At 56.6% G+C, this 19,583-nt stretch carries 27 protein-coding genes; 24 read left to right on the top strand and 3 right to left on the bottom strand.

Annotation, left to right across the window (positions count from 1 at the left end; genetic code table 11):
- The first annotated feature begins 27 nt into the window (after positions 1–27).
- The 11 genes from ACJ8HH_RS10225 (at position 28) to ACJ8HH_RS10175 (ending at position 5,827) form a co-directional block, all read left to right on the top strand.
- Positions 28–873, top strand: coding sequence for a GPO family capsid scaffolding protein (locus ACJ8HH_RS10225; RefSeq protein WP_048321712.1), 846 nt, complete (start codon positions 28–30; stop codon positions 871–873).
- A gap of 70 nt (positions 874–943) precedes the next feature.
- Positions 944–2,143, top strand: a complete 1,200-nt coding sequence (locus ACJ8HH_RS10220) for a phage major capsid protein, P2 family (RefSeq protein ID WP_080441019.1) — start codon at positions 944–946, stop codon at positions 2,141–2,143.
- Positions 2,144–2,145: 2 nt separating this feature from the next.
- Positions 2,146–2,889 carry a phage terminase small subunit gene (gene gpM, locus ACJ8HH_RS10215; RefSeq protein ID WP_048321711.1) on the top strand — a complete coding sequence of 248 codons (744 nt, stop codon included), beginning with the start codon at positions 2,146–2,148 and terminating at the stop codon, positions 2,887–2,889.
- Between the two features lie 93 nt (positions 2,890–2,982).
- The gene (locus tag ACJ8HH_RS10210; RefSeq protein WP_021504058.1) at positions 2,983–3,489 is read left to right on the top strand and encodes a head completion/stabilization protein; all 507 of its coding nucleotides are present in this window, start codon (positions 2,983–2,985) and stop codon (positions 3,487–3,489) included.
- Complete coding sequence (locus tag ACJ8HH_RS10205) at positions 3,489–3,692, top strand: tail protein X (protein ID WP_048321710.1); 204 nt, start codon at positions 3,489–3,491, stop codon at positions 3,690–3,692. Before ACJ8HH_RS10210 ends, ACJ8HH_RS10205 begins: the two co-directional genes overlap by 1 nt.
- 2 nt (positions 3,693–3,694) lie before the next feature.
- The gene (locus tag ACJ8HH_RS10200) at positions 3,695–3,904 is read left to right on the top strand and encodes an HP1 family phage holin (RefSeq protein ID WP_033652228.1); all 210 of its coding nucleotides are present in this window, start codon (positions 3,695–3,697) and stop codon (positions 3,902–3,904) included.
- Positions 3,888–4,397, top strand: coding sequence for a lysozyme (locus ACJ8HH_RS10195; protein WP_048321708.1), 510 nt, complete (start codon positions 3,888–3,890; stop codon positions 4,395–4,397). The genes ACJ8HH_RS10200 and ACJ8HH_RS10195 overlap by 17 nt, the downstream gene beginning before the upstream one ends.
- Complete coding sequence (gene lysB / locus ACJ8HH_RS10190) at positions 4,394–4,831, top strand: Rz-like lysis system protein LysB (RefSeq protein WP_048321707.1); 438 nt, start codon at positions 4,394–4,396, stop codon at positions 4,829–4,831. The genes ACJ8HH_RS10195 and lysB overlap by 4 nt, the downstream gene beginning before the upstream one ends.
- On the top strand, positions 4,713–4,958 hold the full coding sequence (gene lysC, locus ACJ8HH_RS10185; RefSeq protein ID WP_229700394.1) for an Rz1-like lysis system protein LysC: 246 nt from the start codon (positions 4,713–4,715) through the stop codon (positions 4,956–4,958). The genes lysB and lysC overlap by 119 nt, the downstream gene beginning before the upstream one ends.
- Positions 4,921–5,388, top strand: a complete 468-nt coding sequence (locus ACJ8HH_RS10180; RefSeq protein ID WP_048321706.1) for a phage tail protein — start codon at positions 4,921–4,923, stop codon at positions 5,386–5,388. The genes lysC and ACJ8HH_RS10180 overlap by 38 nt, the downstream gene beginning before the upstream one ends.
- Positions 5,381–5,827, top strand: a complete 447-nt coding sequence (locus ACJ8HH_RS10175; RefSeq protein ID WP_048321705.1) for a phage virion morphogenesis protein — start codon at positions 5,381–5,383, stop codon at positions 5,825–5,827. The genes ACJ8HH_RS10180 and ACJ8HH_RS10175 overlap by 8 nt, the downstream gene beginning before the upstream one ends.
- Positions 5,828–5,902: 75 nt before the next feature.
- On the opposite strand, the gene ACJ8HH_RS10170 is transcribed toward ACJ8HH_RS10175, so the two are convergent.
- Both ACJ8HH_RS10170 and ACJ8HH_RS10165 read right to left on the bottom strand, forming a co-directional pair.
- Entirely contained in the window at positions 5,903–6,340 is a 438-nt protein-coding gene (locus ACJ8HH_RS10170) for a hypothetical protein (protein WP_053063701.1), read from the bottom strand.
- On the bottom strand, positions 6,330–6,860 hold the full coding sequence (locus ACJ8HH_RS10165) for a hypothetical protein (protein ID WP_147435411.1): 531 nt from the start codon (positions 6,858–6,860) through the stop codon (positions 6,330–6,332). The genes ACJ8HH_RS10170 and ACJ8HH_RS10165 overlap by 11 nt, the downstream gene beginning before the upstream one ends.
- Before the next feature lie 156 nt (positions 6,861–7,016).
- On the opposite strand from ACJ8HH_RS10165, the gene ACJ8HH_RS10160 reads away from it, so the two are divergent.
- Genes ACJ8HH_RS10160 through ACJ8HH_RS10135 form a run of 6 tightly spaced genes read left to right on the top strand, consistent with a single transcriptional unit; the run spans position 7,017 to position 12,073 of the window.
- The gene (locus ACJ8HH_RS10160) at positions 7,017–7,658 is read left to right on the top strand and encodes a phage baseplate assembly protein V (protein WP_048321701.1); all 642 of its coding nucleotides are present in this window, start codon (positions 7,017–7,019) and stop codon (positions 7,656–7,658) included.
- Positions 7,655–8,005, top strand: coding sequence for a GPW/gp25 family protein (locus tag ACJ8HH_RS10155; protein ID WP_048321700.1), 351 nt, complete (start codon positions 7,655–7,657; stop codon positions 8,003–8,005). The genes ACJ8HH_RS10160 and ACJ8HH_RS10155 overlap by 4 nt, the downstream gene beginning before the upstream one ends.
- 4 nt (positions 8,006–8,009) lie before the next feature.
- Positions 8,010–8,918 (top strand): baseplate assembly protein, encoded by a 909-nt coding sequence (locus ACJ8HH_RS10150; RefSeq protein WP_048321699.1) that lies wholly within the window; start codon positions 8,010–8,012, stop codon positions 8,916–8,918.
- Positions 8,911–9,444, top strand: coding sequence for a phage tail protein I (locus ACJ8HH_RS10145; protein WP_048321698.1), 534 nt, complete (start codon positions 8,911–8,913; stop codon positions 9,442–9,444). Before ACJ8HH_RS10150 ends, ACJ8HH_RS10145 begins: the two co-directional genes overlap by 8 nt.
- Before the next feature lie 9 nt (positions 9,445–9,453).
- Positions 9,454–11,547: a phage tail-collar fiber domain-containing protein gene (locus ACJ8HH_RS10140; RefSeq protein ID WP_053063700.1), complete on the top strand. Its 2,094-nt coding sequence runs from the start codon at positions 9,454–9,456 to the stop codon at positions 11,545–11,547.
- A gap of 1 nt (position 11,548) precedes the next feature.
- Entirely contained in the window at positions 11,549–12,073 is a 525-nt protein-coding gene (locus ACJ8HH_RS10135) for a tail fiber assembly protein (protein WP_048321697.1), read from the top strand.
- Between the two features lie 168 nt (positions 12,074–12,241).
- Here ACJ8HH_RS10135 and ACJ8HH_RS10130 read toward each other — a convergent pair whose 3' ends face one another.
- Positions 12,242–12,460: a biofilm development regulator YmgB/AriR family protein gene (locus tag ACJ8HH_RS10130; RefSeq protein ID WP_048321696.1), complete on the bottom strand. Its 219-nt coding sequence runs from the start codon at positions 12,458–12,460 to the stop codon at positions 12,242–12,244.
- 736 nt (positions 12,461–13,196) lie between these two features.
- On the opposite strand from ACJ8HH_RS10130, the gene ACJ8HH_RS10125 reads away from it, so the two are divergent.
- From ACJ8HH_RS10125 to ACJ8HH_RS10095, 7 genes are read left to right on the top strand one after another with little or no spacing between them, the layout of a single operon-like run.
- The gene (locus ACJ8HH_RS10125; RefSeq protein ID WP_048321695.1) at positions 13,197–14,366 is read left to right on the top strand and encodes a phage tail sheath protein; all 1,170 of its coding nucleotides are present in this window, start codon (positions 13,197–13,199) and stop codon (positions 14,364–14,366) included.
- A 16-nt stretch (positions 14,367–14,382) separates the two neighbouring features.
- Positions 14,383–14,901 carry a phage major tail tube protein gene (locus ACJ8HH_RS10120; protein ID WP_048321694.1) on the top strand — a complete coding sequence of 173 codons (519 nt, stop codon included), beginning with the start codon at positions 14,383–14,385 and terminating at the stop codon, positions 14,899–14,901.
- Between the two features lie 57 nt (positions 14,902–14,958).
- Positions 14,959–15,261 carry a phage tail assembly protein gene (locus tag ACJ8HH_RS10115; RefSeq protein WP_048321692.1) on the top strand — a complete coding sequence of 101 codons (303 nt, stop codon included), beginning with the start codon at positions 14,959–14,961 and terminating at the stop codon, positions 15,259–15,261.
- 32 nt (positions 15,262–15,293) lie between these two features.
- Positions 15,294–15,413 (top strand): GpE family phage tail protein, encoded by a 120-nt coding sequence (locus tag ACJ8HH_RS10110; RefSeq protein WP_071796738.1) that lies wholly within the window; start codon positions 15,294–15,296, stop codon positions 15,411–15,413.
- Positions 15,406–17,853, top strand: a complete 2,448-nt coding sequence (locus ACJ8HH_RS10105; protein WP_060451641.1) for a phage tail tape measure protein — start codon at positions 15,406–15,408, stop codon at positions 17,851–17,853. The genes ACJ8HH_RS10110 and ACJ8HH_RS10105 overlap by 8 nt, the downstream gene beginning before the upstream one ends.
- A 12-nt stretch (positions 17,854–17,865) precedes the next feature.
- Positions 17,866–18,351, top strand: coding sequence for a phage tail protein (locus ACJ8HH_RS10100; RefSeq protein WP_033644295.1), 486 nt, complete (start codon positions 17,866–17,868; stop codon positions 18,349–18,351).
- Positions 18,348–19,517 (top strand): phage late control D family protein, encoded by a 1,170-nt coding sequence (locus ACJ8HH_RS10095; protein WP_048321690.1) that lies wholly within the window; start codon positions 18,348–18,350, stop codon positions 19,515–19,517. Before ACJ8HH_RS10100 ends, ACJ8HH_RS10095 begins: the two co-directional genes overlap by 4 nt.
- Positions 19,518–19,583 lie beyond the last annotated feature (66 nt).

The following is a 19,583-nucleotide window of genomic DNA, read 5'->3' as shown; positions in this document are numbered from 1 at the left end:
GACCTTAACCACTCAGGACAATGGCACATGGCAAAGAAAGTATCGAAATGGTTCCGCATCGGCGTCGAGGGCGACACCTGCGACGGCCGCGTGATTGACGGCAACGACATTCAGGAGATGTCGGAAATCTTCGACCCGCGCGTCTACGGCTGCCGCATCAATCTGGAGCACATCAAGGGACTGTTTCCCAACGGCGATTTTAAGCGTCTCGGCGACGTGGTCGAGCTGAAAGCCGAGAGGATTGATGACGACTCCATCCTCAACGGCAAATGGGCGCTGTTCGCCAAAATGACCCCGACTGACGAGCTGGTCTCCATGGTGAAGGCGAGCCAGAAAGTTTACACCTCCATGGAAATCCGTCCGAACTTTGCCAACACCGGCAAATGCTACCTCATCGGTCTGGCGGTGACCGATGACCCGGCCAGTCTCGGCACCGAATACCTCGAATTCTGTTCCCGCGCCAAAACTAACCCGCTGGCCGGTAAAAAAGCCGAACCGGGCGATCTGTTCTCGGTGGCGACGGAGGTGCTGCTTGAGTTTGAGGAACAGCCTGACAGCCTGCTGACCAATCTGACCGAGCGCGTGAAAGGCATGTTCAGCCGCAAACAGGCTTGCGACGACGCGCGCTTCAGCGATGTGCATGACGCAGTCACCGCCGTCGCCGAGCAGGTACAAACCAACGGCGACAGCGTCGAGCAGCGTTTTGCGCAGCTTGAGCAGGACATCACAGGGTTGAAAGGTGAGGTGGCGAACGGTCAGGCCGCGCTTTCCGAGCTTCAGGCCGCGCTCGATACCACCGAAAACCTGAACCAGCAGCGCCGCCCGAAAGCGCCCGGCGGCAATGGTGAAGACAGCCTGTTGACCAACTGCTGAGAACAGTCAGGGCGGGGCGCATGGCGCGCCGCTGTGAGACGACCCGAATTTATCGAATCAGGACAATGTAATGAAAAAAACGACCCGCTTTAAATTTAACGCCTATCTGCAACAGGTTGCCAAGCTGAACGGCATCACGGACGTCGGCGACGTCGGCAAAAAATTCAGCGTAGAGCCGTCGGTGACGCAGTCGTTGATGAACGTCGTGCAGGAGTCTTCCGAGTTCCTGACTCGTATCAACATGACGCCGGTTGCCGAGCTGAAAGGCGAGAAGGTCGGCGTGGGCGTCAATGGCTCGATTGCCAGCACCACCGACACCGACGGCGGCAAAGAGCGTCAGACCGCTGATTTCACCTCGCTGGAGTCCAATAAGTACGAATGCCAGCAGGTGAACTTTGATTTCCATATGCGCTATAACCAGCTCGATTTATGGGCGCGTTATCAGGACTTCCAGTTGCGCATCCGCAACGCCATCGCCAAGCGTCAGGCGCTGGATTTCATCATGGCCGGGTTTAACGGCATCAGCCGCGCCGCCACGTCTGACCGGGCCAAAAACCCGATGTTGCAGGATGTGGCGGTGGGCTGGTTGCAGAAATACCGCAACGAAGCCCCGGCGCGCGTGATGAGCAACATCACCGGCGAGGATGGTGCGGTGATTTCCCCGGTCATCCGCATTGGCAAGGGGGGCGATTATGCCAACCTCGACGCCGTGGTCATGGATGCGACCAACAACCTGATTGCGCCATGGCATCAGGAATCCCCTGACCTTGTGGTGATTTGCGGCCGTAAGCTGCTGGCCGACAAATACTTCCCGCTGGTTAACCAAGAGCAGCCGAACACCGAGGCAATGGCCGCCGACGTGATTGTCAGCCAGAAGCGCATCGGCAACCTTCCCGCCGTCCGCGTGCCGTTCTTCCCGGCCAACGCGATTATGGTCACCACGCTCGAGAATCTGTCGATTTACATCATGGATGAGAGTCACCGCCGCCATATCGAAGAGAACGCCAAGCGTGACCGCGTCGAAAACTACGAGTCGATGAAAATTGACTACGTCATCGAGGACTACGCCGCCGGTTGCCTGATTGAAAATATCGAGCTGCTGCCTGCGTCGACAGAAAAGTCGGGCGTACGGGTATCCAAAGAAGACCCGCAGCCAGCGGGGGCCGATATCAGCGCCTTGGCTGACGCTATCGTGCTGGCAGTGAAAGGGGCGGCTGCGCAACCTGCGCCAGCCGGTGAGGAAACGCCAAAAACTGAAGGCGAAGCGTAACCATGACGAGTCCCGCACAGCGTCACATGATGCGGGTCTCGGCCGTGGAGGCTGCGCAGCGGGTGGATGACCCGCTGCGCCATGCCACCGCCTACGAGCAAATGCTCGTCAAGCTGGCCGCAGACCGCACCAAGCTGAAACAGATCCATTCCGTCGAGAAAAAGGCTGAGCACAAACGCGCCATGTTGCCGTTCTACGCGCCTTGGGTGGCCGGGGTATTGGCCGAAGGGCGGGGGGCGCAGGACGACATTCTGATGACCGTCATGCAGTGGATGCTCGACGCCGATGACATTCCCGGCGCGCTGGAAATTGCGCCTTATGCGCTGAAATACCGTCTCAAAGTGCCGAACAACAAGCGCCCGGTGGCGTACTTGCTGGCCGAAGAGGTGGCGCTGTCGGCGGAGCGAAGCCGCAAGGCGGGCAACCCGGCCAAGATGGATGACCTTCGCGCCGCCATCGAGATGACGGCCGCCGAGGATATGCCCGACATGGTCAAGGCCAAACTGTTCAAGGTGACCGGCCTGATGTTGAGCGACTGCGGTGACTATGCGCAGGCGCTGGAGCACCTCGCGCGCGCGATGCAGCTCGACGGTCACGCCGGGGTGAGAAAAGAGATCCAAAAATGTGAAAGCGCCCTCAAGCCGAAGCCGGCGGCCGCCGCCAAAAGAACAACCACGCGCCCGCGTAAGGCCGCCACGCCGGCCAAGCGCGGACGCCCACGCAAGGCGGTAAAAACCGCCGGTTAACAGAACGCGCCCCGCGCCGGGCGGCACGGTGGCCGCGAGCGTCTTTTGACGTATCAAGGCCGCCGTCCACCGCCCCCTATTTTTGAGGTCGTCATGACGACAGTGATTATGCGTAACCCGATTAAGCCGCCGGACGAGCCGACGGCCATTATCCCGCAACCGGATGTACCGGAGCCGGTGATTAAAAACACGTTCTTTTTCCCGGATGTTGACCCGAAGCGCATCCGCGAGCTGATGCGTCTTGAGTACACGGTCTCGCCGGAGCGTCTGCGCTTTGCCATTCGCAGCGGTATCTCGGAGACGAATGCCGAGCTGTATCTCTATCGCGAGCAGCAACTCGCCGCCGGTTTCAAAACGCTGGCCGACGTACCGGCCGACGAAGTCGACGGCGAAAGTGAGAAGTGCTTTCACTACCTGAGTGCGGTCTGCGCCATGACAACCGCCACGCTGTACGAGCGCTACCGGGGTGCGGATGCCAGCGCCAAGGGGGATAAAAAGGCCGACAGCGTCGAGGTGTCCATTGATGAGCACTGGCGGGATATGCGCTGGTCAATCGCCCGGTTGCAGGGTAAGCCGCGCTGCATTGTCGGGCAAATCTGATGAACGTCATCGCGCTTCAGGGAGACACGCTCGACGCACTGTGCTATCGCGTCTACGGCCGCACCGGGGGCGTGGTCGAGGCGGTGCTGCTGGCGAATCCGGGACTGGCTGAGCTGGGTATCATCCTGCCGCATGGCACGGTGGTCACGCTGCCGGTCATTGATACCGCCCCGGCATCCGAAACCGTTCAGCTATGGGATTAACCATGGAGAAAGTCACATCGTTCATTGCTTATGCCGTCGCGGTGCTGCTGGCATGGGTCGGAAAGTATTCCGCGCAGGACATCGCACTGATTGTCGGTGCGGTGGTCGGCGTCGGCACTTTTGTCACCAACTGGTACTACCGCCGCAAAAGCTATTTGCTGCTGAAAAATGTCGGCATTCGACGGGAGGTTTTCGATGAAATCAATCGTTAAACGTTGCAGTGTCGCCGTCGTGCTGGCGCTGGCGGTGTTGTTGCCGGATTTTACCCGGTTGCATACGTCAATGGCGGGCCTTGAGCTGATTGCCAATCTGGAAGGGTGCCGCCTGAGCCCTTATCAGTGTAGCGCGGGCGTCTGGACGAGCGGTATCGGCCACACTGCCGGGGTGAAACCCGGCGGGGTTATCACTGAGCGCGAAGCCGCGGTCAATCTGGTGGCCGATGTCATGCAGGTCGAGAAACGCCTTGCGCAGTGTATGCCGGTGATCATGCCGCAGCCGGTCTATGACGCCGTGGTCAGCTTTGCGTTCAACGTCGGCACGGGCGCTGCGTGCGCGTCAACGCTGGCGCATTTCATCAATAAAAAGCAGTGGCCCGCCGCGTGCAATCAGCTTCCCCGCTGGGTATTCGTCAACGGCGTCAGGTCTGCCGGGCTGGAGAACCGCCGGGCGCGCGAGCTGGTGCTGTGTATGACGGGGGCATTATGAGTCGCGGTAATAAGCTTTTTCTGGCGCTGGTGTTGCTGGCGGTCATTGCCTTGCTGAAATGGCAGGTTATTACGCTCGGCGACAGTCTGGATGCTGCGAAGCTGGAAAACGTCAGGGTGGCAGCAGCGCTAACCGAAAGTCGCGCGGCTATCGCTGTGCTACAGGACAGCGCTTTGCGCAATGAGCGCGAGCAGGTCATGTTGCGTCAGCGCATCGCCGCCGCTGACCAGTTGGCCACCCGCCGCAATCACACCATTACGAGGCTGCTCAATGAAAATGAAGCGCTGCGCCGCTGGTATCAGTCTGCTTTGCCTGATGACGTTATCCGGCTGCATTCCCGCCCCGACTTCGCCACCCCCGACGATTATTTACGCTGGCTGTCCGAAGGTCAGCAGTTGCCCGCTGCCCGGCAGCAACCCGAAGACCAACGGTGATTTAAGCGCCGATATCTTCAATCTTGAGCGCGCGTTGGCAAGCTGTGCGCTTCAGGTTGAGACCGTGAAAAAGTGTCAGGAGGAACTCGATGTTAAAGCCGAAAAGTCTGCGCAAAGCGCTTTATGACGCGGTGCCGAAGCTCAGGGCGAACCCGGATATGCTGCGCATATTTATCGACAGCGGTGTCATTGGGGCAACGCTGGCCGCCTCCCTGTCATTTGAGAATCGCTATACGCTCAATGTGATAGTCGAAGATTACCCGGATGATGTGGATTTGCTGCTGGTGCCGATTGGGGCGTGGTTGCGGGAGAATCAGCCCGATATCATGACCACGGACGAGGGCAAGAAAAAGGGGTTCACCTACTTCGCCGACATCAACAACGACGACAGTTATGACATCAGTATCAGCCTGCAACTGACCGAGCGCACGCTGGTGAAGGAAGTTGACCGGGCGCTGCACGTGTCCCATGTGCCGGAGCCGCCGCTGCCGGAGCCGGTAGCGCGTCCGATGGAGCTTTACATTAACGGTGAGCTGGTGAGCGCGTGGAATGAATGAGTTTAAACCTTTTGATGACAAACTCGCCGGGCTGATTGCCGGGCTATCGGCTTCCCGCCGTCGCGAGATGGCGGCCGAGATTGCCAAGCGGCTGCGCACCGGTCAGCAGCAGCGAATTAAGCGCCAGCAGGCACCGGACGGCACACCGTATGCCGCCCGTAAGCGGCAGCCGGTTCGTAGTAAAAAAGGGCGAGTTAAGCGAGAGATGTTCGCCAAACTGCGCACTCATCGATACATGAAAGCCAAAGGCACCGCGGATGAGGCGCTGGTCGAGTTTGCCGGGCGCGTGCAGCGTATCGCGCGTGTGCATCAGGAAGGCTTGCGTGACCGTCCCAATCGTCACAGTCGGGACGTTCAATATGACGCGCGGCCGCTGCTGGGATTTAATGTGGCTACAATTAAAATCATAGAAGATGTTTTTATAAGAATAAGAGAATGAAGACCTCCTAACTCTCAATGGTTGCTACTTTAGTTGATGCATTGTTATTACGGGCGCTCAGAAGCGCCCTGAAGTCTAACGTGAATATATTTTTCTTACATAGTCACCAACTTTTACATTAGGTATTTTCTTAATTATCTTCTCGCTTGCTATTATTGTTTCTGTTTGCGATTCATTATCGAGCTGCCCAAATCCATATAGGGTTTTAGTGAAGGAGTCTATTAATCTGTTGTTTTTATTTTGTTTTATTTCCTTTCTCTCTGGTGTCATTATGTATTCATTGGAGATTATCGTCGACATTTTTTCTTGTATGTGCGACACTCTTGCGGTTCCCTTGACGATTTCTAGCCGGCCTAGACTTTCATCAGTATCAGGATCAATTATTTCATCCCCTAATTCGAATATTAAGTAAATATCATCCTTTCTTATATAATCCTCGCTACCTTTGTTAATGACAAAGGTTTTTTCATCCTCATTGACGCTTACAATTTTCGCGGTATAATTACTGCTCATTAGGATTGACCCCCAATTTTAGGAATATTTCCAGTGAAATATTAGGGCGTATTATCAAACTGTCATGCCCACGGCTAGATAGACTTTTTTTCTGTTCTTTCGTGCTGACATCATGGATAATTTTTACTTGCATGAACTTTTCTTGAATATGATAAACTTGGGCTATGTACATTAATGATTCAATTTCATTGTCAATCAGATAACAACCAACAACTGACTGATTTATGAATAAATTATTTGTTTTTACTAGCAGTATTTTTCCGTCTATTTCTATTTTGAATGGCTTCGCATAATAGATTGGTGAGGCTTGCTCATTTTCCTTGGATAAATCATTGATATATTTCAATAAAATTACGGAAGTTGATAAGAAAATCCATATCAGGAAGATTATCCACTTTATTGAAATCATCTCTGAGGTGTTAATAAACATTGTTACTAGTGCAGATAAGAAACCTGCGACACCAACTCCTATTGCAATGGCTGAAAGACTAAACAATTGTTCGCCTATCTTACCTTTCACTTTTCCCTCGCTTTGGCATGAAGAGTTTCCCTTCTCGATTCTATTACAGCTTGGTGATATTGGCCACTTACAATTATTAGTCTTCAGTCAGTTGTACGAAAGCTCAACGAAGCCGAACTTATCGACTCGATAGATTGAATCCAAGATCATTATCTTATGCAAATACTAGATACCTTATCAGAACTCACGCGTGCTGTACGCGACCTCATCCGCATTGGCGTCATCGTAGAAGTTCAATACAAGCCGCCGCGCTGCCGCGTTCAATTGGGTGGCAATACGACGGACTGGTTACAGTGGCTGGCCTGCCGTGCCGGAGGTGCGCGCACATGGTGGGCACCCTCCATCGGTGAGCAAGTGGTGGTTTTGGCGCTGGGGGGCGAGCTGGATACCGCCTTTGTACTGCCTGCCATCAACTCCGACGATTTTCCGGCTCCGTCGGTGTCGCCGGAGGCTTATCACACCCGCTTTTCCGATGGCGCGGTCATCGAATACGAGCCCAAAACCGGCGCACTGAGCGTTACCGGCATTAAAACGGCCAATATCAGTGCGCAAGTGGCCGTCGAGGTTTCTGCGCCGAAGGTGACGATTATCGCCAGTCAAAAAATTACGCTTGACACGCCGGAGGTGGTCTGTACCAACAAGCTGACCGCCGACACGCTGGAGCTGAAAAAGGGCGGGAAAATGTCGGGGAATATCGAGCACGGCGGCGGTACTTTTAAATCCAACGGCGTGCAGGTGGATAAACACGGTCACGGTGGTGTGCAACGCGGCGGAGACTGGACGGAGGGAACCCAATGACCGTGCGATATATCGGCATGAACCGGGACACCGGCCAGACCCTGACGGACAGCGAGCATATCAGCCAGAGCGTTCGCGACATCCTCATTACCCCTGTCGGCTCCCGAGTGATGCGGCGGGAATATGGCTCGCTGTTGTCTGCCCTTATTGACCAGCCGCAAAGCCCGGCGGTGAACGGGCAGGTGATGGCCGCCTGCTACATGGCAATCCTCAAATGGGAGCCGCGCATCAGGCTGACGTCCATCACCTTCGAGAAGACCTTCAGCGGTCAGATGTTCGTTGACATTACCGGCGTGCGCCAAGGCACCACCGGCGGCACATTTTCGTTAACCGTCCCACTGAGCTGACACCATGGCCACTATCGATTTAAGCCAACTGCCCGCGCCGAACGTCGTTGAGCAGCTGGACTATGAAACCCTGTTTGCCGAGCGCAAAGCGACGCTGATTTCCCTGTACCCAGCCGACCAGCAGGAAGCTGTTGCCCGAACTTTGGCGCTCGAATCGGAGCCTATCGTCAAGCTGCTTCAGGAAAATGCGTATCGGGAGGTATTGCTACGCCAGCGCGTTAACGATGCCGCCAAAGCGGTGATGCTGGCGCACGCCACCGGCGAAGACCTTGACCAGCTCGGCGCGAACTTCAACACGCCGCGACTGGTGATTGCCCCGGCGGATGAAAGCACCATTCCGCCAACACCGGCAGTTATGGAAGCGGATGAAGATTACCGCCTGCGCCTGCAGGATGCTTTCGAAGGGATGAGCACAGCAGGTTCGGCCGGTTCCTACCGTTTTCACGCTCGCTCGGCCGATGGCCGGGTGGCTGATGTGACGGCAATCAGCCCATCACCGGCTAACGTGACCGTCACCGTGTTGTCACGGGACGGCGACGGCAGCGCCAGCGCTGAGCTGTTGCAGGTTGTCAGCGCTGCGTTGAATGACGAGGATGTGCGTCCGGTGGCCGACCGCGTCATAGTGCAATCGGCCAAAATTGCCCCGTATGTTATCGAGGCCGTTTTATACCTGTACCCCGGCCCGGAGGTTGCGCCGATCCTCACTGCGGCAAAACAACGTTTACACAATTATGTGCTGACCATGCGCCGCTTAGGTCGCAGTATCCGGCGTTCCGGCATCATCGCAGCGCTGACCGTGGAAGGCGTTGAACGTGTTGAAGTTGCCAAGCCGGCCACCGACATCGTGCTTGATAAAACGCAGGCGGGCTACTGCACCGGCGTGAACATCACACCGGGGCGCGCCGATGACTAACCGCTTATTGCCTGTTGGCTCCTCAGTGCTGGAAGTCGCCGCCGCCGCCGCGTGCGCCGAGCTTGAGCGCGTGCCGGTTCCGCTGCGTGACCTGTGGAACCCGAAAACCTGCCCGGTGCATCTGCTGCCTTATCTGGCGTGGGCGTTCTCTGTCGATAGATGGGATGAGGCGTGGCCGGAAGACGTGAAGCGGGGCGTGGTATCCGCTGCGTTTTACATTCACCGGCACAAGGGCACCATCGGTGCCGTGCGCCGCGTGGTGGAGCCGCTCGGCTACCTGATTAACGTTATTGAATGGTTTCACACCGACGGCGCCGATCCGCCCGGCACCTTCCGGCTCGATATTGGCGTGCTGGAAACCGGCATCACCGAGGAAATGTATCAGGAAATGGAGCGCCTTATCGCCGATGCCAAGCCCCTGAGCCGCCACCTGATTGGCCTTAACATTTTGCAGGATATCCCCGGCCGGATTTACACCGGTGCGGCTGCCATTGATGGTGATGTCATTACCGTTTACCCCGGATAAGAGAAAATCATGAGCAAATACAAAGCGATTATTACCACCGCCGGGGCGGCCAAGATTGCCGCCGCCAGCGCGGGCGGAACGCAGTTGAAAATTGTCCGTATGGCCGTCGGCGACGGGAACGGCACGCTGCCGACACCCAATCTGGCGCAAACAAAACTCGTCAACGAGAAATACCGCGCGGCGCTCAATGGGCTGACTATCGATAAGGCGCTGAAAAATCACATTCTCGCCGAGATGATTATTCCGGCGAACGTCGGCGGCTTCTGGCTGCGTGAAATGGGGCTCTATGATGAGGCCGGGACGCTGATTGCCGTCAGCAACATGGCGGAGAGCTACAAGCCGAAGCTCGAAGAGGGCAGCGGCCGCACGCAGACGCTGCGCATGATTTTGATTGTCAGCAGCACCGAAGCGATTCAGGTGATTGCCGGTGGTGATACCGTGCTGGCGACAAAAGACTATGTTACCGACGCGATTACCGCGCATGAGAAAACCCGCAATCACCCCGACGCCAGCACCACGGCAAAAGGGCTGGTACAGCTGAGCAGCGCGACAACCAGTACCGATGAAACGAAAGCCAGCACGCCCAAAGCATTAAAAGCGGTCAACGATGCCAGCATGAAGAAGGCCGCGAACCTCTCAGACCTGACCGACAAGGCCGCCGCGCGCGGCAATTTGGCGTTAGGTACGGCCGCGACGAAAAACGTCGGGGTGGATGGCGGGCAACTGATGGAGGTCGGCGCATTTGGATTGGGAAGCGGCTCACGTCACCGGGAAGATGCGTATTGCAATCAGGCTGAAATCTACCGGGTTAATAGTTCGTCAAAGAATACGCCGGGCGGCGATGTTTATGGTGTGCTGAGTTTGCCCTGCGACGGCGGCCCGTCGGGCGCGTATATGGCGGTACAAAACAACGGCAACGCATTCTTTGGCCGTTCGAATATCCCCAGTAATGGGGTGGTGTGGTTTCAGGCTTACACGACGAAGTTTAAACCGACGGCGGCAGACGTTGGCGCATGGAGTAAAACAGAGTCCGATGGGCGCTTTGTAAAACAGACCGGCGACACGATGAAAGGGGCGTTGACTCTGCCGCGTATCGTATTCCCGAACGAAAATACCGCCAATGCTGACGATGACTTAAATCGCGAAAATGGCTTTACCGTAGAATCACTGGTTGCCACTGCCAATAAGGGCTATCCCGTGCCGGGCGGCATGGGGGTGTTGTTTACCGGGAAAGTGAACGAGTTCCGCAATGTGCAATTTGCCGTAGGCTCCGGCGACTTGGCGTTTTACTTGCGCTCGATGCGAAAAGACAGCGCGGCTTCGCTCCGCTGGGCGCGCGTTTATACGACGGACTATAAACCCACTGCGGCTGACGTTGGCGCGCTGACCGACGCGCAGGCCGCCCAGAAATACGCGCTCCGTTCAATCAAGGTGAACGGTAAGCCGCTGTCCGCTGATGTGAATTTGTTGGCCGGTGACGTCAACGCATGGAATAAAACTGAAGCAGATGGCCGCTATCTGGCGAAGACCGGCGGGCAGTTAACCGGGACGCTAAAGACCAGCGCGGAGATCCAATCGACCCACATTGATAATTATCGCATGGTCGGCGGTGGGTTCGGTTCCTTCTGGCGCAATGACGGCAACCGGCTTTACCTGCTGCTGACAAAAGAAAACGACCAGTACGGCACATTCAACAACCTGCGTCCGTTCTCTGTGGATGTCAGAACCGGTGCCGCCGCCTTTGAGTCAGGTATTCATATCGGCGGTAACTGGCCCGCGATCACCACATCCAGCGGGACAACGTGGCATCCGGACGGCAACGTTCAGGGCAGCTGCTGGGGCGGCTACCTAAGCAACTGGCTTAATAAAAATATCTCGGCTGCGCAGAACAATGCGCAGAACTGGGCCTATCAGAATTTGGTTCAGGGTGTGCGCATGGCCGGGCGCACGGTTATCGCGGATACCGGCGGGCGCATCGATTTACCGTCGGGCTGTGTTTATACGGGTATGTCCGGCTCAAACTATAACCCCTCAATCTGGGGCGCTTATTCAGCGGTTCAGGTGCTGATTAACGGCACATGGGCAACAATTGGAACGGTGTAAAATGCAACACATTAAGAATTTGAAGAGATACACGCCGGAAGAGTTATTCCTCGGTGAGAACGTGATTTATCTTCAGGATGAAAACGGTATTGACTGGTACGCCGCGCAAAAATTGTTTTCGCCGGACACCGTAAAACTGGCTTATGACGAAAGCGGCATTATCTGCGCGATTAACAGCGATGTGTCGATGCTGTGGCCGATTGGCTTATCGGTTATTGAGCTGAACCTGACGAAACTGCCAAAGTGCTGTCTGGCTAATGGTGAGTGGGTGTTTGACGGTAAGAAGGTGAGCCAGCGCATCTATTCTGCTGAAGAAATGATGGAGAGGGCTGAAGCCAGAAAAAATGAATTGCTGGCGAGCGCGGGTAAGGCTGTTGCGCCGCTTCAGGATGCGGTCGATTTAGGGATGGCGATGGAGGAGGAAATCGTGCAGCTCAAGCTCTGGAAAACTTACCGGGTGCAGCTGAGCCGCATCAATCCGCAGAATGCGCCGGATATCGATTGGCCGGTTGCGCCCAGCGTCTAATAAAAAGCCCGCAGCGATGCGGGGCTTTTATTTTGGAAGTTAACGGAAAATGGTCATGGCACCATAGTTGTTACAAAATTCGGCGCACCAATTAGGATGACGAACAGTAGTATGCTTCCTATGGTAATTGCTGTTGCGAGTTCATTCTTCATAGTGGCATTTCCCCGGTTATTTTGAAAGCGTGCCTACAAACTCCAATGTGTCGCGGTATAACTGGAATTCATCGTTATCAGATGCTTTTTCCATTTCTGCGACTATTTGAGAAAGAATATTATCGGTGTTGACTATTTTTTTGCGAACAAGAAGATCAATGACACATCTGCCCAGAACCGTGCCTACCTTTTCCAAGTTCTGCGTTTCACTATCGGTAAGGTAATGAATACTCATAAGGCCTCCAATCAATGATTTTTCGGATTTGGCCGTTAATCCAGATGTCGTCTTTAGAGCAGGCATTCCCATCCTTAGTTTGGTTGAAAGAGCCCACCGAAGCGGGCAAAAATTTGTCTCTGGTGTATCAAGCGTTACAAAGGTTGTTATAAGGGATTGCGAACCCTGAATAACGCTTTTAGGTTAGGAATGTTCTGAAATCATGGCAAGTGATTACGAACGGTAAGAAACGAATTTAGGACAAATATTTAAAAAAATGCCCCACGGCGGGGCGAAATTTGGTGATGATAGCTACATGAACTACTGCATGTGACGACAAGAGGCATGTGTCGTCTATTGGCGACACTAAAGCAGTTTGGCAGGTTGAACAAGCAAAAAATGCTGAAGTGAGAAATCTTAGGAAAAGTACCATTCGAAAGGCTGCGCTTTCGAACTGATGTCGTTAGCCCCATGAAAAAGCCCGCAGCGATGCGGGCTTTGTGTTTGCGGCTTCCCTGATGTTGCCGCGCTTGACACCTCCAGACCTTACCCTGCCCGGCTCTCAGACGTCCAATTGATTGCGTAGATCAATGCAGCGTTATTGATCGGCGCAAACGATCGTCATTCCCGCCAAGCTCGCCAAGCTCGCCAATCCGGTCCGGTCTGTTGTCTGGTCGGCCTTCCAGCGTCCACCGCGTGCGGTCCGGTGCGTCGGGGGTCATCATGCCTGCACCTACTCACCACCCGGAGCAAATTAATGGGCGATTATCATCACGGTGTGCGCGTCGTCGAAATTAATGACGGCACGCGCGTCATCTCTACCATATCGACGGCTGTCGTCGGCATGGTCTGCACCGGCAAAGATGCCGACCCGAAGCTTTTCCCGCTCAACACCCCGGTACTGATTACCGATGTGATTGCCGCCGCCGGTAAGGCCGGGAAATCCGGCACGCTGGCGAAAGCGTTGTCAGCCATTGGCGACCAGTGCAAACCGGTGACGGTTGTTGTGCGCGTCGAAGAGGGCAAAGACGCGGCGGAAACCACGTCGAACATCATCGGCGGCGCGGACGAAAACGGCCGCTATACCGGCATGAAAGCCTTGCTCACTGCGCAGGCCGTCACCGGTGTGAAACCTCGCATTCTGGGCGTGCCGGGGCTGGATTCGCTGGAAGTGGCGACGGCGCTGGCCGGGATTTGCCAGCAGTTGCGCGCGTTCGGTTACATCAGCGCGTACGGCTGCAAAAGCATTTCCGAGGCCATCGCCTACCGCGACAATTTCAGTCAGCGCGAACTGATGCTCATTTGGCCGGATTTCCTCGCGTGGGATACCACCGGCAACGTCAGCACCACGGCTCATGCCACCGCGCGTGCGTTGGGGCTGCGCGCCAAAATCGACACGGAAACCGGCTGGCATAAGACGCTTTCTAACGTCGGCGTCAATGGCGTGACCGGCATTTCCGCCAGTGTGTTCTGGGATTTGCAGGCACCCGGCACCGATGCCGACCTGCTCAATGAGGCCGGGGTCAGCACACTGGTGCGCAAAGACGGTTTTCGCTTCTGGGGCAACCGCTCTTGCTCTGATGACCCGCTGTTCCTGTTCGAAAACTACACCCGCACCGCGCAGGTATTGGCTGACACCATGGCCGAGGCGCACATGTGGGCGGTGGATAAGCCGGTCACCGCCACGCTTATCCGCGACATTGTCGAGGGCATCAAAGCCAAATTCCGTGAGCTGAAATCCAACGGCTACATCATCGATGCGGATTGCTGGTACGACGAATCGGCCAACGATAAAGAGACCCTGAAAGCCGGGAAACTGTATATCGATTATGACTATACCCCGGTTCCCCCACTGGAAGACCTGACCCTGCGCCAGCGTATCACCGATAAATATCTGGTGAATCTGGCCGCTGGCGTCAACAGCTAAGAGGACGCGTTAAACCATGGCACTCCCGCGCAAACTGAAGTACCTCAACCTGTTTAACGACGGCCTGAGCTATATGGGCGTGGTCAGCTCTGTGACCCTGCCGAAACTGACGCGCAAGCTGGAGAACTATCGCGGCGGCGGTATGAACGGCGCGGCCCCGGTTGATATGGGGTTAGACGACGATGCCCTCAGCGTCGAGTGGACTATCGGCGGTTTCCCCGATGACCAGCTCTGGGCGCAGTACGCCGCCGCCAGTGCCGCATCGGTGCCGCTGCGCTTTTGCGGTTCTTACCAACGCGATGATACCGGCGATGTGGTCGCCGTTGAGATTGTGCTGCGTGGCCGTCACAAAGAGTTTGATTTTGGCGACCAGAAACAGGGCGAGGACACCGAGACAAAAATCTCGACGCAATGCACCTATTTCAAGCTGACCGTCGACGGCAAAGAGCGCATCGAGGTGGACACCGTCAACATGGTTGAACGCGTGAACGGCGTCGACATGCTGGCGCAGCACCGTCGCAATATCGGGCTGTAATCACCGGGCGGTCGGCAGGTCCGGCCGCCATTCCCCTGACTGAACTGGAATCACATCATGAAAGACGAAAACATCATCGCCACAACCGAAAACCCGAACGTCGTGAAGCTGGATACTCCCGTCAAGCGCGGCGAAACCTTTATCGATACGGTGACGCTGACCAAGCCCAACGCTGGCACCCTGCGCGGCGTCGGGCTGGCCGCGCTGGCTAACTCTGAAGTCGATGCGCTGATTAAGGTGCTGCCGCGCATGACCTATCCGCCACTGACCGAAAGTGAAGTCGCAGCGCTGGAGCTGCCTGATCTTGTGGCGCTGGCCGGGAAGGTTATCGGTTTTTTGGCACCGAGTTCGGCACGCTAGATTTTCCTGCCGGTTTGTCGGTTGATGACCTGATGGCGGATATCGCGACGATTTTTCACTGGCCGCCGTCAGAGCTTTACCCGATGACGCCGCAAGAACTCCTCAACTGGCGCGACAAAGCGCTACACCGAAGCGGACAAACGAATGAGTAACAACGTCAGGTTGCAGGTGCTACTCAAAGCCGTTGACCAAGCGAGCCGCCCGTTTAAAAGCATCCAGACAGCGAGTAAATCGCTGTCTGCACAAATCCGCGACACCCGGCAAAACCTCAAAGAACTGAACACACAGGCCGGGCGTGTCGAGGGATTCCGCAAATCGAGCGCGCAGCTTGCCGTCACCGGTCAGGCGCTGGCAAAGGCCAAGCAGGAAGCCGCCGCGCTGGCGGTGCAGTTTAAAAACACCGAGAAGCCGACCCGCGCACAGGCGCAACTGATGGAGGCGGCCAAACGCTCGGCCGCCGAGTTGCAGCTCAAATATAACGGGCTGCGTCAGTCGGTGCAGCGTCAGCGCCAAGAGCTAGCGCAGGTCGGGATTAACACCCGCACCCTCGCCGCCGACGAGCGTCGCCTGAAATCCTCCATCAGTGAGACCACCGCCCAGCTCAACCGCCAGCGGGAGGCGTTGTCGCGCGTCAGCCAGCAGCAGGCAAAACTCAGCGCAGTGAGCCAGCGCTATCAGGCCGGAAAGCAACTGGCGGGCAGTGTGGCGGGCGCGGGCGCTGCGGGTGTCGGGGCGGCAACCGTGGGCGGTTTTGCGGCCAAAAAGCTCCTGACGCCGGGGTATGATTTTGCGCAAAAAAACTCCGAGCTACAGGCCGTGCTCGGCGTGGCAAAAGACTCGGCTGACATGGTGGCGCTTCGCACGCAGGCGCGGCAGCTTGGTGATAACACGGCGGCATCGGCGGATGACGCTGCCGGGGCGCAAATCATCATTGCCAAAGCGGGCGGCGACAAAGATGCGATTACCGCCGCGACGCCGGTCACGCTCAATATGGCGCTGGCTAACCGTAAAACCATGGAGGAAAACGCCACCTTGCTGATGGGGGTGAAATCCGCCTTTGGGCTGGCAAACGACCAAGTCGCGCACATTGGTGATGTGATTTCGCAGACCATGAACAAGAGCGCCGCCAACTTCGAGGGACTCAGCGACACCCTGACCTATGCCGCGCCGGTGGCGAAAAATGCCGGTATCAGCGTCGAGGAAACGGCTGCTATTGCCGGGGCGCTGGCGGATGCCAAAATTACCGGCTCTATGGCCGGTACGGGGAGCCGCGCGGTGATTACCCGGTTGCAGGCTCCCATGGGTAAGGCGAATGACGCGTTGGGCGAGCTGCGCGTCAAAACTGCCGACCGCAAAGGCAATATGCGGCCGCTGTTCACCATCCTGAAGGAAATGCAAAGGAGCTTCGATAAAAATAAGCTCGGTACTGCCCAGCGCGCGGAGTACATGAAAGTCATCTTCGGCGAAGAAGCGTCGTCGGCCGCTGCGGTGCTGATGGGGGATGCGGCTTCCGGCAAGCTTGACCGCCTGACCAAGTTGCTCCGGGAGTCTGACGGCAAGACGGAGGAGCTGGTTAAAGTCATGCAGGACAACCTCGGCGGGGACCTGAAAGAGCTTCAGTCCGCCTATGAGGCCATTGGCATCGACATGTATGACCAACTGGAAACGCCTTTCCGTGAGCTGACAACCCGCGCGACAAAGTTCCTGCTGAAAATTGACCTTTGGATCAAAAACAACAAAGAGCTTGCCGGGACGCTGGCCAAAGTCGCGCTCGGTGGCCTTGCGATTGTCGGCACTCTGGGGGCGATTGGCTTGGCATCGTGGCCGGTCATCATGGGGATTAACGGCATCATTGCGGTTGCTGGCGCGCTGGGGACGGCCTTTAGCGTGGCGGGCGGGGCCATCATTGCGGTGCTCGGCGCGCTGACGTGGCCGATTGTGGCGGTGGGTGCGGCCATCGTGGCCGGTGCGCTGCTGATCCGCAAATACTGGCAGCCTATCAGCGCCTTTTTCAGCGGCGTTATTGAGGGGCTTATCAGTGCATTTGCGCCGGTTGGCGAGTTGTTCAGACCGCTGAAGCCGGTTTTTGACTGGCTCGGCGAGAAGCTAAAGGCGGTCTGGCAATGGTTCAAAGATTTAATCGAGCCGGTGAAATCAACGAAGGAGACCCTCGACAACTGTAAAAACGCCGGACTGGCGTTTGGCTGCGGATTGGCCGACGTGCTGATGCTGCCGCTCAGGGCATTCAACAAGCTGCGTCAGGGCATTGATTGGGTGCTGGAAAAGCTTGGCGTCATCAATGCTGAATCCAGCGACCTCGACAAGAAAGCGCAGAAGGCCAATGACTACGCCAGCGGGGCGAACGGGCGCGGGTATTCCCCGTCGGGTGGCTTGCTGACGGGCGGCTATGTACCGGTTACGGCCGGGGGCGGGAAATCTTATGTGGATAACAGCGTCAATAATTTCCACGTCGGCAGTCAGCACCCCGGCGGAGCCAGCGCGGCGGAAACCAAGCGGATGTTGCTGGACGTGGTGGAAGAACGGGAGCGCAAGCGCCGCGCGGCGCAACGCTCAAATATGGCGATGGATTAAGGGGATATGCTGATGATGCTGATTCTTGGGCTGTTTGTGTTCCAGTTGCAGACGGTGCCGTATCAAACGCTGGCGCGTTCGGTAGATTATCGCTGGCCGTCAAACAGCCGTGTCGGCCAGCGGCCTGCGCTGCAATTTCTCGGCGTGAATGAGGAAAAAATCACGCTCTCCGGCGTACTGCTGCCCGAAATCACCGGTGGCAAAATCTCGATGCAACTGCTCGATGCGATGGCGGCCGAGGGCAAGGCGTGGCCGCTGCTGGAAGGGACTGGCACCATTTACGGCATGTTTGTCGTGAACAGCGTCAGCGAAACCCGCACGGAGTTTTTCTCCACCGGCAGCGCCCGCCGCATCGAGTTTACGCTCACGCTCACGCGCGTGGATGAATCCTTTACGGCCATGTATGGCGATTTGCAGGCGCAGGCCGAGGGGATGCTCGGTCAGGTGAGCGAGCTGGCGGCCAAGGCGGGGAACATGGCGGGAGGGTTGCTCCAATGATTACCGGGATGACGCTGGATGCCGGGGCAACCATCGTCCCGGCGTTTATGCTCAAAATGGGCGACAAGGACATCACGCACGATATCAGCGCCCGCCTGCTCTCCCTGACGCTTTCGGACAACCGCGGATTTGAAGCTGACCAGCTGGATATTGAGCTGGACGACGCCGACGGGCAGGTCATGATGCCCGGCCGGGGCGCAGTGCTGTCGCTTCATCTTGGGTGGCAGGGTGCGCCATTGTTCAACAAAGGCAATTTTACCGTCGACGAGATAGAGCATCGGGGAACGCCTGACACGCTGACTATTCGCGCCCGCTCCGCTGATTTTCGCGGTTCGCTCAATGCCCGCCGGGAAGAGTCTTATCACGACACGACACTCGGTGCAGTGATTGGCAAAATTGCCGAGAGGAACAAGCTGACCGCCCGCGTTGCGAAAGAGCTGGCCGGGATTAAAGTCCCGCATATCGACCAGTCGCAGGAGTCCGACGCCAAGTTTTTGACGCGCCTTGCCAGCCGCAACGGGGCGGAGGTGTCGATAAAAGCCGGGAGGTTGCTATTTATCCGGGCCGGGAATGGCGTGACCGCCAGCGGCAAGCCGATACCGCAGATGACCATCGAGCGCCGCGACGGGGACCGACATCAATTTGCGATTGCTGACCGGGCCGCATATACCGGCGTTACGGCGAAATGGCTGCACACCAAAGACCCGAAGCCGCAAAAGCAGCGGGTCAAGCTCAAACGCAAACCGAAGCCTCAGCACCTGCGCGCGTTGCAGCACCCAAAGGCAAAGCCGGTTACTGCCAAGAAGACGGCGGCCAAGCCGAAAGAGGCGAGAGAAGGGGAATACATGACCGGCGAGGCCGATAATGTGTTTGCCATCACTACAGTCTACGCCAGCAAGGCGCAGGCGATGCGCGCCGCACTGGCGAAGTGGGACAAGCTGCAACGTGGTGTGGCGGAGTTTTCCATCAGTCTCGCCATGGGGCGTGCAGATTTATATCCGGAAACGCCGGTAGCGGTGAAGGGGTTTAAGCGCGTCATAGATGAGCAGGCGTGGACAATCACTAAGGTGACCCATTCACTCAGTGATAGCGGCTACACGACGGCGTTAGAGCTTGAGGTGAAGCTTTCTGATGTGGAGTACGAGGAGGAAATCTCACAAGACTGAATTGATAATAATTCATTGATATTAAAGATAAAAAGTCTAAAATCACTTTATCAATGTTGAATGGTG

Origin of the sequence: Serratia sp. CY32780 (assembly GCF_052169135.1) — a bacterium.
GTDB lineage: Bacteria > Pseudomonadota > Gammaproteobacteria > Enterobacterales > Enterobacteriaceae > Serratia > Serratia sarumanii.
Note: the sequence above shows the minus strand (reverse complement) of the source record. Positions and strands in the feature narration are given on the sequence as shown.